Annotated in this window: 6 protein-coding genes; 3 read left to right on the top strand and 3 right to left on the bottom strand. The window is 66.8% G+C overall.

Annotation, left to right across the window (positions count from 1 at the left end; translation table 11 throughout):
• From Q5H93_RS08205 to Q5H93_RS08195, 3 genes are all read left to right on the top strand, one after another.
• Positions 1 to 1,711, top strand: a 1,711-nt coding sequence (locus tag Q5H93_RS08205) for a tail fiber domain-containing protein (protein ID WP_305006027.1), incomplete at its 5' end; no start/stop codon positions are given.
• A 135-nt stretch (positions 1,712 to 1,846) separates the two neighbouring features.
• On the top strand, positions 1,847 to 2,917 hold the full coding sequence (locus Q5H93_RS08200) for an RCC1 domain-containing protein (protein ID WP_305006026.1): 1,071 nt from the start codon (positions 1,847 to 1,849) through the stop codon (positions 2,915 to 2,917).
• A 114-nt stretch (positions 2,918 to 3,031) separates the two neighbouring features.
• On the top strand, positions 3,032 to 3,742 hold the full coding sequence (locus tag Q5H93_RS08195) for an SAM-dependent methyltransferase (RefSeq protein WP_305006025.1): 711 nt from the start codon (positions 3,032 to 3,034) through the stop codon (positions 3,740 to 3,742).
• A 196-nt stretch (positions 3,743 to 3,938) separates the two neighbouring features.
• On the opposite strand, the gene Q5H93_RS08190 is transcribed toward Q5H93_RS08195, so the two are convergent.
• The 3 genes from Q5H93_RS08190 to Q5H93_RS08180 all read right to left on the bottom strand — a co-directional run bounded on the left by Q5H93_RS08190 (position 3,939) and on the right by Q5H93_RS08180 (position 15,413).
• Positions 3,939 to 5,252 (bottom strand): ammonium transporter, encoded by a 1,314-nt coding sequence (locus Q5H93_RS08190; protein WP_305006024.1) that lies wholly within the window; start codon positions 5,250 to 5,252, stop codon positions 3,939 to 3,941.
• Between the two features lie 245 nt (positions 5,253 to 5,497).
• Complete coding sequence (locus Q5H93_RS08185) at positions 5,498 to 9,247, bottom strand: choice-of-anchor Z repeating domain-containing protein (RefSeq protein ID WP_305006023.1); 3,750 nt, start codon at positions 9,245 to 9,247, stop codon at positions 5,498 to 5,500.
• 187 nt (positions 9,248 to 9,434) lie between these two features.
• Positions 9,435 to 15,413 carry a reprolysin-like metallopeptidase gene (locus tag Q5H93_RS08180; protein ID WP_305006022.1) on the bottom strand — a complete coding sequence of 1,993 codons (5,979 nt, stop codon included), beginning with the start codon at positions 15,411 to 15,413 and terminating at the stop codon, positions 9,435 to 9,437.
• Positions 15,414 to 15,497 lie beyond the last annotated feature (84 nt).

Here is a 15,497-nt window from a genome sequence, read left to right as displayed (position 1 = left end):
CGGCGGGGCCAGCGGCCAGGGCGGCACGCAGGCGGCCGGCGGCGCCGCGGGGGCGCCATCCAACGGCAATGCCCAGGCGGGCAGCCTCGGGCAGGGCGGGCAGGGCAGCACGTTTGGCGCCTCGGCCGGCGGCGGGGGCGGCTACTACGGCGGCGGGGGCGGCGGCGGCTCGGTGGGCAATGGCGGCGGCGGCGGGGGCAGCTCCTACGCCGCCCCCGGCCTCACGGCCGTGACCCTGACGGCCGGGGCCAACACCGGCAACGGCAGCATCACCATCAGCCCCAGCCCGGCGGTGCAGTACGTGGCCCCGGCCATCAGCGGGGCCAACGTGGTGCTGCCCGCCGCCAGCACCGCTGGCGCCGTGGTGTTTACGGGCACGCCGGGGCTGAGCAGCAAGGGCAGCCAGCTGTACTGGGACAACGCCGCGAACCGCCTGGGCATCGGCACGGGGGCGCCGGCCTTCCCCCTGCAGGTCGTCAATGGGGTGTATAGCAGCGGCGGCAGTGCCGAGTTCACCTTCGCCGACCGCGCCGACAACAGCAAGCGCTTCTCGTGGTACGCTACCAACGACCGCGCCACCATCTGGCACAGCGTGGGGGGCGACGGGCTGACCATCAACAGCGCGGGCAACGTGGGCATTGGCACCACGGCGCCCGGCGCCCGGCTCGACGTGCGCGGCGCGGGCGGCTACAGCATCGACTTGGCCGTGAACGGCCGCATGCACACCGGCGACGGCACCAACGGCGGCGGCGTGTTCCTCAACGGGGGCAACACGCAGTTTGTGGGGCAGCTCAACGGCTCGCACATTGGCTTTTATAACGCCGGCTGGCGCATGGTGGTGTCGGATGCGGGCCGCGTGGGCATCGGCACGGCCACTCCGCAGGTGCCGCTCGACGTGCAGGGCGGCGCCAGCATCGGCACCTACTACTTTGCCTACTATAACATCAACGGCCCCGACGGCTCGGGCTTCAGCAACAGCAACCAGCCCGACGTGACCATCCGGGCCAGCGGCCGGGTGGTGGGCGCCGAGTTCAACGCCACCTCCGACCGCCGCCTGAAGGCCGTCATCGGCCTCAGCAACAGCGCCGCCGACCTGAGCCTGCTCACCAAACTGCGCATCACCGACTACACCATGCGCGACCGGGCCATCTACGGCGGCCGGCAGTTCAAGAAAGTCATCGCGCAGGAGGTGGAGGCGGTTTTCCCGCAGGCCGTGCACCGGCAAACAGGCTTCCTGCCCGACGTGTACGCCGTGGCCGCCAGCGTGCAGCGCGCCGGCGACTCGCTGGTGTGCATCAGCCTGCCCGCGGGCCTCACCACGGCCGCCAGTGCCGGCCAGCGCCTCCGGTTGCTGGTGCCCACGGGCAGCGTCGTGGGCACCGTGGCCCAAACGGCGGCCGTCGGCGCCCGCCAGCTGCTCGTGCGCGGCGCCGTGGCGCTGGCGGGCCGCGCCGAGGTGTTTGTCTTCGGCCTGGAGCACAATGACGTGCGCACCGTGGACTACGAAGCCCTGGCCATGCTCAACGTGAGTGCCACCCAGGAGCTGGCCCGCCAGCTTACCAGGCTCGAACAGCAAAGCGCCGCCCAGCAAACCCAGCTGCAGCAGCACACTATGCGCGCCGAGAAGGCCGAAACCGCGCTGAATGCTGTCGAACAGCGCCTGCAGGTGCTGGAGCAAGCTGAAAAGCAATTCGTAAACGGCAGTATTTAGGCCCGTCGCTAAAGAAAGACGGAAGTTTTTTGCAAAAAAACGGGTGATAGAGACAACCTCGAAACCACGCCCCGCATCTATGGGGCTGAATGCCGAGCGACGCTCCGTTTATTCACCTTTTTTCCGCAAAAACTTATGAAAAAAACGACTCTTCCCTTCGGGGCCTGGCTCCTTATGCTCCTTACGGTAGCCAGCATCAGCCACGCCCAGCCTGCCGATGGGCAGCTGGCCATCAGCACCATCCACTCCGCCAGCATCCACGCCGACGGCACCCTTTGGGCCTGGGGCAGCAACTTCGACGGCCAGCTCGGCGACGGCACTACCGCCGCCCACGCCCAGCCCGCCCAGGTGCTGCTGCCCAACACCAGCGCCCCCGACCCCGCCAACGCCCACTGGGCCCAGGTGGCGGCCGGCGCCAGCCACACCCTGGCCCTCACCACCGACGGCCAGCTCTACGCCTGGGGCGCCAACACCGACGGTCAGCTCGGCCTCAACGGCTTCACGCGCCGCCTGCAGCCGGCGCTGGTGCCCCTGCCCGCCGAGGCCGCCGGTACCCGCTGGGCGCAGGTAGCCGCCGGCTGCTCGCACACCCTGGCCCTCACCGCCGATGGCCGCCTCTACAGCTGGGGCCACAACGTGTTCGGGCAGCTGGGCGACGGCACCATTTTCACCCGCCCGCAGGCGGCGGCGGCCGTGGTGCTGCCGGCCGGGGCGGGGGCCATCACCCGCATTGCGGCGGGCAATGGGCACTCGCTGGCCCTCACCGCCACCGGGCAGCTCTACACCTGGGGCAGCAATGCCGAAGGCCAGCTCGGCGATGGCAGCATGGTGCAGCACACGCGCCCGGTAGCCGTGGCCCTGCCCCGCAAGAGTACCGCTACGGGCTGGGCGCAGGTGGCGGCGGGCGCATCGCACACCCTGGCCCTCACCACCGACGGGCAGCTCTACGGTTGGGGCTGCAACAAGGCCGGCCAGCTGGCCCACCTGAATGGCAACTGTTTCGCTCGCCCCGTGACCATCAGCTTGCCGGCCAAAGCGCAGCCCGGTACCTGGGCCCGCATCGCCGCCGGGCAGGCGCACTCGCTGGCCGTGCTGGCCGATGGCCGCCGCTACACCTGGGGCACCCCCGAAGCCAAGCCCCTCGGCAGCCGCCTCAACGGTCGGCTGTCCTACGAGTCAGCCATCAGCGCTTCGACTGGCAACTAGCGCATTCCAGCCGTCCTTTTCTCTGCATTCTGCAACGCGGGCTGCCTCACCAGGGGCAGCCCGTTTTTTTATGCCCGAACTTTGCGCCACATCTTGCCCTCATTCGCTTTGCCCATGCCCGCCACCCTCTACCTGCTGCCCACGCCGCTCTCGGAAGATACCGCCCCGCAGGTGCTGCCGCCACAGGTGCTGGCCGCCGTGGGCCGCCTGCCCTACTTCCTGGTCGAGAATGCCCGCACGGCCCGCCGCTTCGTGAAAAGCGTGGCCCCCAGCCGCGTCATCGAGGAGCTACGCTTCACCGTCATCGACAAAGACAGCTCCGATGCCGAGGTGCGCCAGGCCCTGGAGCCGCTGCTGAAACAGGGCCTCGACGCGGGCATTCTGAGCGAAGCCGGTTGCCCCGGCATCGCCGACCCAGGGGCGGCGCTGGTGCGCGAGGCCCACCGGCTGGGCCTGCGGGTGGTGCCGCTGGTGGGGCCGTCGTCGCTGCTGCTGGCCCTCATGGCCTCGGGCCTGAATGGGCAGCAGTTTGCCTTCCACGGCTACCTGCCCATCGAGAAGGCGCCCCGCGTGGCAGCCATTAAAACGCTGGAGCGCGAGGCCTTGCAGCGCCAACAAACGCAGCTGTTTATCGAAACGCCCTACCGCAACGGAGCTTTGTTTGCCGACTTATTGGCGCAGCTGCAGCCTGGCACCCGCCTCTGCGTGGCGGCCGACGTGACGGGGGCGGGCGAATTCATCCGCACGCTACGGGTGGCGGATTGGCGCCAGCTGCCGGCTCCGGAGCTGCACAAGATTCCGACGGTGTTTTTGATTGGGAGTTAATTGCAGGGCTGGCGGCGGGCAGGGCTGGCGGCAGTCTTAGGCAACGCGGTTGCCGCGACTGCCAGCCACGCAAACGGATGCAGTCTTCAGACTGCCGGAACCAGGACTAACGACGGCAGTCTGAAGACTGCACCCGTCAGCCGGCCTGCAGTCACGGTCGCTCCGCTTCCTTAAGACTGCGGCCAGCGGCATTGTACTACAGCACCACCAACGTCTCGCCGTGCTGGCTGGCATCCAGTCCGTCGGCCTCGTGCGTGGCATTCACCCGAATCGGAATCAGCGCATTCGTCACCTTATAAAGCAGCCACGAGCCGCCGAAGGTGAAGCCCGAGATGAACAGCAGCGCCCCCAGGTGGTGCCAGAGCAGCGTGGCCGAGCCCGTAATCAGCCCGCCCTGCTGGGCAAAAACGGCCGTGGCAATCATGCCCACGATACCGCCCACGCCGTGGCAGGGGAATACGTCGAGCGTGTCGTCGAGCGTCGTCCGGTTTTTCAGCGCCACGGCGGCCGTGCTCACCGCCGAGGCCAGCACGCCGATGAACAGTGCTGGCCCATAGGTGACGTAGCCCGCCGCCGGCGTGATGGCCACTAGGCCCACCACGGCTCCGATGGCCGCGCCGAGCGCCGACGGGCGTTGGCCGCGCACGGCTTCCAGCATCATCCACGTGAGCATAGCGGCCGCCGAGGCAATGTGGGTGGTGAAGAAGGCCTGCACCGCCAGCGCATTAGCTCCCAGCGCCGAGCCCGCATTGAAGCCAAACCAGCCGAACCACAGCAGGCCGGTGCCCAGCAGCACGAAGGGCACGTTGGTGGGCTGATGCACGTGGCCCTCGCGGTGGGCGTGGCGCCGCCCCACGGCCAGCGCCCCGGCCAGCGCCGCGAAACCGGCCGAGATGTGCACTACCGTGCCGCCGGCAAAGTCGAGCACGCCCCACTTGAAGAGGAAGCCGTCGGGATGCCAGGTCCAGTGGGCCAGAGGGCAGTAGATTAGCAAGCTGAAGAGCACCATAAACAGCAGGTAGCCCCAGAAGCGGATGCGCTCGGCAAAGCCGCCGCTGATGAGGGCGGGCGTGATGATGGCGAATTTGAGCTGGAACGCGGCGTAGAGCACCAGCGGCAGCGTGGGCGCCAGCGTAGGGTGCGGGGCCGTGCCCACGTGGTTGAAGAGGAAGAACGTGGTCGGGTTGCCAATCAAGCCGCCGATGCTGTCGCCGAAGGCCAGCGAAAAGCCCACCACGTACCACAGCAGCGAAATCACGCCCAGCGCGATAAAGCTCTGCAGCATCGTGGAAATAACGCTACGCTTGCTCACCATGCCGCCGTAGAAAAAGGCCAGCCCGGGCGTCATCAGCAGCACGAGGCCGGAGGCTGTGAGCATCCAGGCCAGGTCGGCGGGGTTGAACGAGTTGGGCTTGGCTTCGGGGTGGTCTTGCGGCAGGAAGGCGGCCACTAGGGCCAGCAGGAAGAGCAGCCCGAGGCAGAGCGTGGCAAGACGTTGTTTTCTAGTCATGGTGACTGGCTGATTCGTGGTGGATTTTCTTAAAATTACTCCTTTTTAAGAAATGTACCCTCAAAAATAATAGGTGCCCGTGATAAAATGACAGAAACTCTTTGGAGCGGGTAAATTTTGAAGGTGGTTTGCTGGAAAATATGGTTTGGGTTTAGCGATACCCCCTCTTTTTGAATGCCCGCTAAAGCAAAAGCCCCCGCCCGCAGCTGCGGACGGGGGCTTTGCTAAAAGCCAGTGCTCGAAAGCTACTTCAGCACGATGCGGCGGCTAGTCGGAGCCTCACCCTCGGCCTGCACGCTGAGCAGGTAAGTGCCCGCGGCCAAACCGGTAGTGGATACCTCGGTGCGGCTGCCGCTGAAATGTTGCTGTGCTACCGTCTGCCCCAGCACGTTGCGCAGCAGGCAGGTGGCCGAGCGAGTCGGGGCATCCAGCTGCACCTGCAGCGCCTGCGCCAGGCTGGCCGGGTTCGGATACACGGCGAAGCTGGTGCTGTTGGCCGCTTGCGTGGCCGTGCCGATGGTGACGGTGAACGTGACGCCGTTGGAGGTACCGTTGGGCGTTGTCACGGTGACGTTGCCGGTGCTGGCACCCGTGGGCACCGTTGCGGTTACCGAAGTGGCGCTCACAATGGTGAAAACCGTAGCGGCCGTGCCGTTGAAGCTCACGCTGGTAGCGCCGCTGAAGCCGGTGCCGGTGATGGTGACCGTAGTGCCCACCGGGCCGGTCGCGGGCGCGAGACTGGTGATAGTTGGCGCGGGCAGCGTCACGGTAAACGTTACGCCGTTGGAGGTGCCGCCGGGGGTAGTTACCGTCACGGCGCCCGTGCTGGCGCCGGCCGGTACGGTTACCGTGATGGACGTTGCGCTAACCACGGTGAATGTGGCCGCCGTGCCATTGAAGCTCACCGCCGTAGCGCCGCTGAAGCCGGTGCCGGTGATGGTAACCGTAGTGCCGACGAGGCCGCTGGTCGGGTTGAGGCGGGTAATGGCTGGTACGGGTAGTGTCACGGTGAAGGGCAGGCCGTTGGAGGTGCCGCCGGGCGTGGTCACGGTGAGGTTGCCGGTGGTGGCGCCCGCGGGTACAACTACCGTGATGGTAGTGGCATTTACCACCGTTACGCTCGTGCCAGCGATGCCATTGAAGCTCACGCCAGTAGCGCCCGTCAGGTTGGTGCCGCTGATGGTGACGACGGTGCCCACCGTAGCGCTGGCCGGAACCAGCGCGGTGATAACCGGAGCGGGTGGAATAACGGTGAACGTCGCGCCGTTGGAAATGCCATTGGGGCTGAGTACCCGCACGAGGCCGGTAGTAGCGCCCGCAGGCACGGTCACGGTGATGGAAGTAGCGCTAACCACGGTGAAGGCGGTAGCCGCTGTGCCGTTAAACGTCACGCCCGTGGCGCCCGTGAAGCCGGTGCCGGTGATGGTGACCGTAATGCCTACCAGGCCGCTCGTGGGCGCGAGGCTGGTGATAACCGGCGCCGGAATGGTCACCGTGAATGTCGTGCTGTTACTGTTGCCCAGCGGCGTCGTCACCACTACGGGGCCCGAGGTAGCGCCGGCCGGCACTATGAAGCTGATGCTGGTGCCCGATACCTGCGTGAACGTCAGGCTGGTGCCGTTCAGGGTCACGCTGCTGGCCGAGCCCAGGTTGGTACCCGTGATGGTGACGGTGGTGCCCACCGGCGCGCTGGCCGGCGAGAGGCCGCTGATGGTGGGTACTGGCAGCGTCACCGTGAAGTTGACGCCATTGCTGGTGCCGGCCGGGTTGGTCACGGTCACGCTGCCGGTGGTGGCACCCACGGGCACGGTCACCGTAATCGAGGTGTTGCTCACCACCGTGAAGGTGGTGGCCGCCGTGCCGTTGAAGCTTACGGCCGAAGTGCCCAGAAAGCCGGTGCCGGTGATGGTGACGGTGCTGCCCACCACCCCGCTAACGGGGTTGAGGCTGGTAATCACCGGTACTACCGGCGCAATGATGCTGAAGTTGGCGTTCGAGATGTCGAAGAAGTAGTTGTCGGCCGCTTCCACCATCACGCGGGCCGTGGTGGTATTGGCAATGGTGGGTACCGTGATGGCCTGGGTGCCGTCGTTGGGGGTGTTGGCCAGCAGCACGGTGGGGTAGGTGAGGCCGCCGTCGGTGCTCAGCAGGATGTTCACGTTGGCGCAGCTCACCGGGGCCACATTGGTGTTGGCCACGGCCCAGGTCACGGTCTGGGAGGTGCCGGTAATCCAGGTCAGGGCCGTGTTAGGGGCCGACACGGCGAAGGGGCCGGCGGTACTCACCACGGTCAGGTCCACATCGGCGCTGTAGTTCACGCCCCCAATGGTGCCCACCGTGCCCACATGCTGGTCGCGGGCCGTCACCCGGAATTTCATCGTGCGCGCCACCGTGGGCAGCCGCTCACCGATGTTGGTAGTATTGGCAATCAGGTTGCTGAGGCGCGGGAAGTAGCGTGTGGGCGAAGCCACGGGCGTAAAGGAACGAAACAGCGGCACCGTGCGGCCAGCTACCTGCGCGGCCGTGGGCGAACCCGCCGCGCCGGTGTCGTACTGCTCCCAGCAATAGGTCAGGGCGTCATTGTCGGCGTCGGAGCCGGTGGCCGTCAGCTTGAAGGGCGTGCTCATCGGCAGGGTTTTGCCGCTGGCCGGGCCGCTCACCACGGGGGCCGTGTTGCCGGTGGCGGCGGTGGTGCCGCAGCTGGTAGTGGCCAGATAGGCCTGAATCTCAACGTAGCTGCCCACGTGGAAGTAGGCGTCGGAGTTGTTCTGCAGGTCGTTGGCCGTGCCGCAGATGCCGGCGTAGGCCATGATGGTGGTGCCACCGCCCGGCTCGAAGGCCGTGGTGGTGTTGCGGTTGCCCTGGCAGCTGCCGCCGTTGCCGTTGAAGGTGTGGTCGGCGCCAAATTGGTGTCCCATCTCGTGGGCTACGTAGTCGATGTCAAAAGCGTCGCCCACCGGCGAATCGCTGCCGGTTTCGCCCTGGGCTTTCTCGGTCGAATTACACACTACCCCGAGGCCGGCATAGCCGCCGCCGCCGGTGCTGAATACGTGGCCAATATCATAGTTGGCATTGCCGATGATGGAGGTCACGTTGCTCTGGTTCTGCGTCAGCAGCGCGTCGGGGTCTTCGTTGGTGTAGGGGTCGGTGTTGGCGTTAGTGTATACCAGCGACGAGTTGTTGGCCACCAGTACCATGCGTACGGCCAGCTCCTTCTCGTACACGCCCACCACGCGGTTAACGCTGGTCACGATGGCCGCCTGCGCCCGCGCCACCGTGCCGCCGTGGAAGGCCGTGTACTCGCCGGTAGCGGCCACCGCTAGGCGGTAGGTGCGCAGCGTGGCGCCCGTGGCGCGCTGGGCCAGAATAGCCGGCGCGGCGGCCTGCCGCCGGGCCGTAGCCGCCGCCTGCGCCGCCGTGGAACGGAAGCCACACACCGGGACTTCGCCCGCCGCCGCCCGGTTCATGTCGTGGCGAAAGAAGCTGAGGTAGTGCTGCGTATCGGTGCGCGTGACGGGGTCGATGTAGATGGTGCCCGCCGTGGGCGACAGAATCTGGGCGTGAAAGCCGCCGGGCGTCAGGTCGAGGCGCACGGTGGCGCCGGCGTCGTCGAGGCCAATGCCGGCGTAGGTTTTGATTTCCGGGAACTGCGCGGCCAGGCCGGGCTCCATCACCGGGGCCTCTACCACGGCAAAGCGGCCCACGCTACCGTCGGGCAGCGGCAGGGCTACCAGCACCCCAGCGCCGCGGCCCTCCAGTGGAGCGGCGGCCAGAGTGGCCTGCATGGCACTGGCATTCAGCGTGAGCGGGCGAGCGTGCCGGAACGCATCTGCGTGCGCCGAGCTACGGGCGGCATTCACGGCCGCCGCGTCTTCCAGAAACAGGTTGCTGGCGCGTTGCTGCACCTGCGCCTGGGCCGACAGCCCGAGGCCCGCCAGCAACACGGCACCGAGGCCCCGCCGCAGGGCATTAAGACCAGTGAAGAAGTCTTGCATAAAAAATTAGTTGAGAAAATATCCGCCAAAGATAAGTGTCCCGCCGCTGCTTCAACATGAAGAGTAGCAGCTTCTCGACGCAAATCGACTGATTATTGCAAAACATCGACAAATTCCCTCAATGAGCTCATAAAAGAACGGTCATGCCGAGTGAGGCATGACCGTTCTTTTATGAGCTCAGCACCCGTTATTCAATCACCACCCGGCGGGTAGTGGCGGCTTGGCCCTTCACCTGCACGCGCAGCAGATAGGTGCCGGGCGTCAGGCCGTTGGTAGATAGCTCAGTAGCGCTGCCGCCGAAGCTGTGCTGCACCACCGGGCGGCCCAGCACGTCGCTGAGCGTGGCCGTGGCGGTTGTAGCCGGGCGGTCCAGGGCCAGGTGCAGCTGGGCTTTGCCGCGCACCGGGTTGGGCCACAGGCTAAAGCTGGTGCTGGCTGCGGCCGACGTGGCCAGCGCGCCGGTGGGGCGCCCCAGCCACAACTCGAAGCGCTGGTTGAGCGCCCCGGCCTGGGTGGCGGTGAAGGCGTACATCGGCTGCTGGCGCAGGTCGGTGGTCTGGCCGGTGGCTAGGTCGAGCAGCAACACGGGCAGGGCGGGGTCGAAATCGGTGAGTGAGGCCGCGCTTAGCTCGTAGGGGCCAGCAGCGGGCAGGGTCAGGCGCAGGGGCACGCGCACGGCGGAGCTGGCAGCACCCAGCGGTGGCAGGCCGTTGATGGCCAGGGGCTCGTTGCCCGCGCCGGGCATTTGCGAGGCCAGGCTGGGCACGGAGCCGGCGTTGGGCACTTTGGGCGCGTCAAACCGGGCATCGGTGCCGGTGGCGGTGGCGCCGCGCTCGAGGTAGAGCACGGTTTCGTCGGGCTCGGGGCTGGCGCCGCTGAGCTGCAGGCGCAGCAGGGGGCGGCCGGCGGCATCGGCGTCAGGGCCGGCGCTGCGGTGGAAGGCCGGGTTGCGGTAGGTGGTGAGGCGGAAGGCATTCTGGAAGTCGAAGCCGCCGGGCACGTCGCTGGTAGTGCGAACGAAGAAGCCCTGCATGGCCGGCACCACGCCATCGAAGCCCAGCGTACCGATGTTGTTGGTGAAGCTGCGGTAGAAACCACTGTATTGCGCATCAGGCTCATACACATAGATGGCATTGCTAAGGCCGGCGGGCAGGGCGCCCGGCGTGGTTTCGACAAGGTGCCAGTCGAGTGGGGCGGGGTAGGGGTTGCCCAGCAGATGCCAGCCCGCATCGGGGCCCACGCCGCGGCGCAGCGGCCCGGTCCCGATGAAGCCGGTGTTGAGCAGGCCGGTCAGGCTGAGTGTGTCGCTGGGGCGCAGGTTCACGGTGTAGGCGCGGCTGGGCTGTAGCGCATCGGTGAGGGCCGCGGGCGAGTACCAGCCCACGTCGAACCCCGGGTAGCTGGCCGTGAGGCGGCTTTGGTCGTAGCCAAACACGGTGGGGAACTGCGCCACCGGCAGCGCGGGCGTAGGCAGGGCGTTGTAGGCCGCATTTACCAGCGGCACGAAGCTGCCCGGCAGCGTGAGGCTGGCTACCGTGGCCCCGCTCACCGGCGAGCTGTAGTGACGGTAGCCCGGCCCGCGGTAGTTGGTGCTGGGGCGCACGTAGCGCTGCATGGTAGCCCGGCCGGTGCCGTTATTCAGCACCTGGCCGGTGCCGGCATTCACCGCGTAGGCCGTGCCACTGGCGTTGGAAAGCAAGGTCAGGTTGCTGTTGCTTAGGATTATATCGGTGTTATAAAGCTGCATCACCCGGCTGATGCTCACTGACTTACTTAGCCTTACGGGCCCCACGCCGTCCGCCGTCAGGCTGAACACCTGCGCCGGCAGCCCCGAGCCGGTGACTTGGGGTGCGAACCCCTTATACACGTACGAGGCATACTCGCTGAAAGAGAGGCCACCCGTCAGCCGGATGGCGCCGGAGGAGCCATCGCGCACAATGCCCAGGGCACTACAGATGTAGAGCGTGGCCCCCGCTTCGAGCACGAAGGAGCCTGGGCCATTGATGATGCGGCAGTCGTCGTGGAAGGCGCCGCCCGCCTGCACCCGCAGCACGCCCTGCACCCCCACGTTGCCGGCAGCCGTGGCATCGCCGGTGCCAGTGATGGTGATGTTGTTGTAGATGCCGGCCGGGATGGTAGTGGTGGTGCTCACCGTCAGGTCAGGGTACGGCGTGGTGAACGACGCGGTGGCCTCCGCCGCGCCGCTGGAGCAGGTGCTGGCAATGGTTACCGTGTAGCTGCGCGCGGCCTGCAGGCCACTCAGCGTCACCGGCGAGGCGGTGATGGTTTGCGTCGTACTGGCGGGCGTTGTGGTCACCACGTAGCTGGTAGCCTGCGCGCTGGGCGTGAAGCTGACCGTGGCCGAGCTGGAAGTCACGTTGCCGACGCTCAGGCTGGTGGCGGCCGTGCAGGGCGGCGGCAGCGTGGTAAAGGTGGTGCTGACTGGGGTGGCCGGGCCCATCGGAGCGCACTGCAGCTCCACCGAAACCGTGTAGGTGGTGCCAGGCGTCAGGCCGGTCAGCCGGATGGGGTTGGCGGTGGTATAGAGGTTGATGGTAGCGGGTACGGTGCTCACCCGAACGTAATTATAGTTGGGGTTGGCCGCGAATGAGAGCAGGGCATCCGTCATCGTCACCTCGCTGATAAGCACTTCGGTGGGCGGCGTGCAAGGCGGCGGCGTCTCGGTGGTGAAGGTGGTGCTGGCCGCCGCCGTTACCCCGCCCGAGCAGTTGCTCGTCACAGTCACCGTATAGGTGGTGCCATACTGCAGGTTGATGAGGTTCAGGCTGGTGAGGCTGGTCGTGACCGGCGTCGAATACGGCACCGTGGTGATGGTGTAGTCAATGGCCGTAGGCGAACCCGTGAAGTCCAGCCGCCCTGTGGAGGTAGAGGGGTTAATGACAGCGAGGTTGGTAGGCGCCTGGCAACCCAGGGCCCGCGTCGTTACGCAGATAAAAAACTCCGGCTGGCTGGGCACGCTGCTCGACGAGGCGTAGAAGCGCGCCCAGTAGGTAGTGCCCACCGTCAGGCCAGTCATGCTCAGGCTGGTTACCTCGCCAATGCGCTGGTTGGCGTTGGCGCAGGTGCGGCTGGTCAGGCCGGCGCAGTTGCCATTAAACAACTCAATGACGCCCACAAACGAGCTACGGACACTGAGAATGTGGGCGTCGGAAGTAGCCGTGAACCGGTACCACACGTCGCGGGCCGTAGCGGGCCGGGAGCTGTTGCAGGTGTTGGGCGCCTGGCTTTGGGTGGCGCCGGCCACGGTGCCGCCGGTAGGCGAGCAGTCGGCACCGGGCGCACCGGGCGTCAGCACCACGGCCGAGGCGCACTCGTTGTTGAGGGTGGCGGGAGCGGTGCTAAATGAGGCCATGGCGGCCGCCGACGTCTGCCCGCCTGCACAGTTGCTCACGATGTTGAGCGTGTAGGCGGTGTTACCCGTCAGGCCGGTGAGCACCGCGTAGCCGGAGTTCACGGTTTGGGTGGTCGAGGCCGGGGTGGTGCTCACGGTGTACGACTGTGCGCCCGCGCTGGTCGCAAACAGCACCGTGACCGAGGAGCTGCCAATCTGCCGGAACGTGAGGCCGGTAGGTGCCGTGCAGGGCGTGGGCAGCACCGTGAAATTGGTAGCGCTGCTGGCTGTGCCGGCAGGTGTCGTAAGGGTGATGAGACCCGTAGTGGCCCCGGTGGGTACCGTGGCCGTCAGCTGCGTGCCAGCGGCGTTGCTGCTGAAGCTGGTAGCCGCCGTGCCGTTAAAACGCAGGGCCGTGATTTCGCTTAGACTGGTGCCGGTGATGGTAATCAGGCTGCCCGCCGTGCCGCTGGCCGGCGTGAAGCTGCTGATGGCCGGCAGCACCGTAAACGCCAGTCCGTTGCTGGCGCCATTGGCCGTGGTGGCCAGCACCGGGCCGGCCGGGGCCCCGGCCGGCACCACAAAGCTGAAGCCCGTGGCCGAAACGCCCGCAAACGTGGCACTCACGCCGCCCACCGTCACGGTGCTCAAACCCGTCAGGTTGCTGCCCGTCACGCTGATGGTGCTGCCCACCGCGCCGCTTGCGGGCGAGAGGCTGCTGAGCACCGGCGCCGTCGGGCTGGCCGTGATGGTGAAGTTGGCATTCGAGATGTCGAAAAAGTAGTTGCCGACCGCCTCTACCATGATGCGGGCCGTGGTGGTAGCCAGGTTGGGCACCGTGATGGCCTGGTTTCCGTCGTTGGGCGTGTTGGCCAGCAGTATGATAGGGTAGGTGTAGCCGCCATCGGTGCTCAGGCGCAGGTTCACGCTGGTGCAGTCCACGTCGTTAGCGTCGGTGCCGGCCACGTTCCAGGTTACGGTCTGGGTGCTGCCGCTGGCCCAGTTCACGGCCGCGTTGGGGGCCGTCACCAGGAAAGGGCCGGCGTTGGCCGTCACGCGCAGGGCCAGGTCGGTGGTTTGGGCCACGCCGCCCACCACGCCCAGCGGGCCGTTGTGGGCATCGCGCGCGGTGCACACGAAGGTGAGCGGGCGGGCCACCGTGGGTAGCCGCTCGGCGGGGCTGCTGGTGTTGGCCAGCAGCGTGGGCAGGGCCGGGAAGTAGCGCGTAGGGCTGCTGCTGGCCGGCCACGAGCGAAATAGCGGCGGCGTCTGCCCCACCGCCTGCGGCGACGAGGGTGAGTCGCTGATGCCCTTGTCCATCTGTTCCCAGCAGTAGGTCAGAGCATCGTTGTTGGCATCGGTGCCGCTGGCCGTCAGCTTAAAAGGCGTGCTGATGGGCAGCACTTTGTCGCCGCTGGCCGGGCCTGTCACCACGGGCGGCGTATTGCCGGTGGCCGCCATTGTCCCGCAGCCCAGGCTATTCAGATTGAGTTGAATGGTCTGGTAGCTATCCGTATGGAAATACGGGCTGGGCTCGTTCGCGATATTGTCGGGAGGGCACAGGCCGGCATACGACATGATGGTAGTGCCCGAGCCAGGCTCATAGGCGGCGCTGCCCATCCGGTAGTTGGTCGTGCAGCTGCCGGCATTTGCAGAATTAAACGAGTGGCTGGCGCCTAATTGGTGGCCCATCTCATGAGCCACGGTCCGGATATTGAAGAAGTCGCCGGCGGGCGAGAAGGAGCCGCTTTCTCCCCGCGCTTTCCAGCTTTCGCACACCACGCCGATGTAGGCGTAACTGGCCGTATAGGTGCCAAATACGTGGCCGATGTCGTAGTAAGCGCTGCCAATCACCCGGTCGATGAACGTCTGATTCTCCGCGGGGGCAGTAGTCCAGTGGTTGTTATTGCTGAAGGGGTCGGGGCTGCTGGCGGAGTTGGCGGCAATGAGGAGCTCCTCGTTGGGTATCAGTTCTAAGCGCACGGCCAACTCGCGCTCATACACACCCGTCACGCGGTTCACGGTGCTGATTATGTGGCTCAGGGCCAGTGCCGGACCACCGCAGAGGGCCGTATATTCGTCGGTGGTGGCCACGGCCAGGCGCAGGGTGCGCAGCTGGCTGCCCACCGGCAATTGCCGGGACTGCGGGCCGGTAGCGCCGGCCGTTCCGCGCGGTATGAGCACCGGGCTGCTGCTTGCGGGCGGGTAAGCAGCTCCCGCACAGCCCGAGCTATTTTGCTGGGGCCGCGCATCGGCCAGCCGCAGGCTCAGGTAATGGCCCGTGTCCGAAGCACTCATCGGCTCGATATACACCGGCCCTTCATCGGCCGACAGCACCTGCGCGTGAAAGCCCGTCGGCATCACATCCAGGCGCACGGTGGCGGTAGCATCGTCGAGCCCCCGGCCGGCATAGGTGCGGATTTCGGGGTGGCGGGCAGCCAGAGCCGGGGCCATCACCGGGGCTTCGTACACGGCAAAGCGGCCGGTGCGGCCGTCGGGCAGCGGCAGGGCCAATGTGATGGGCTGTGCGCCCGGCCGCTCCAGCGGCGCGGCGGCCAGCGCCGTGCGCAGGCTGCTCAGTTCGAGCGACACTGGGCGCGCCCGGTAGAGCAGGGCGTTCAGCGGCGCCGTGCGGGCGGCCGTTTGCGCCGCCGCGTCGTCGCGGAATAACGTGGGCACCGCCCGCTGCTGGGCCTGACTGTTCAAGCTCAGCGCCGATAGCAGAAGCGCCCCGCAAAGCCGGGCCGTAGCAAAGGACCGGCAGTAAGCAGCCCAAGGAGTAGTAGTGGTCAAATGAGTAATTAGCTGCTTCATAGCGATGGCGAAAGATTCCGCAAGATAACGACTGACAGGTAAATAGAACGAGGTAGGGGGCGAGGGAAGTCCCGCCCCTACCTC

This window comes from Hymenobacter aranciens, from assembly GCF_030580865.1.
Lineage (GTDB): Bacteria > Bacteroidota > Bacteroidia > Cytophagales > Hymenobacteraceae > Hymenobacter > Hymenobacter aranciens.
This window is presented reverse-complemented; position numbering and strand designations above follow the sequence as displayed.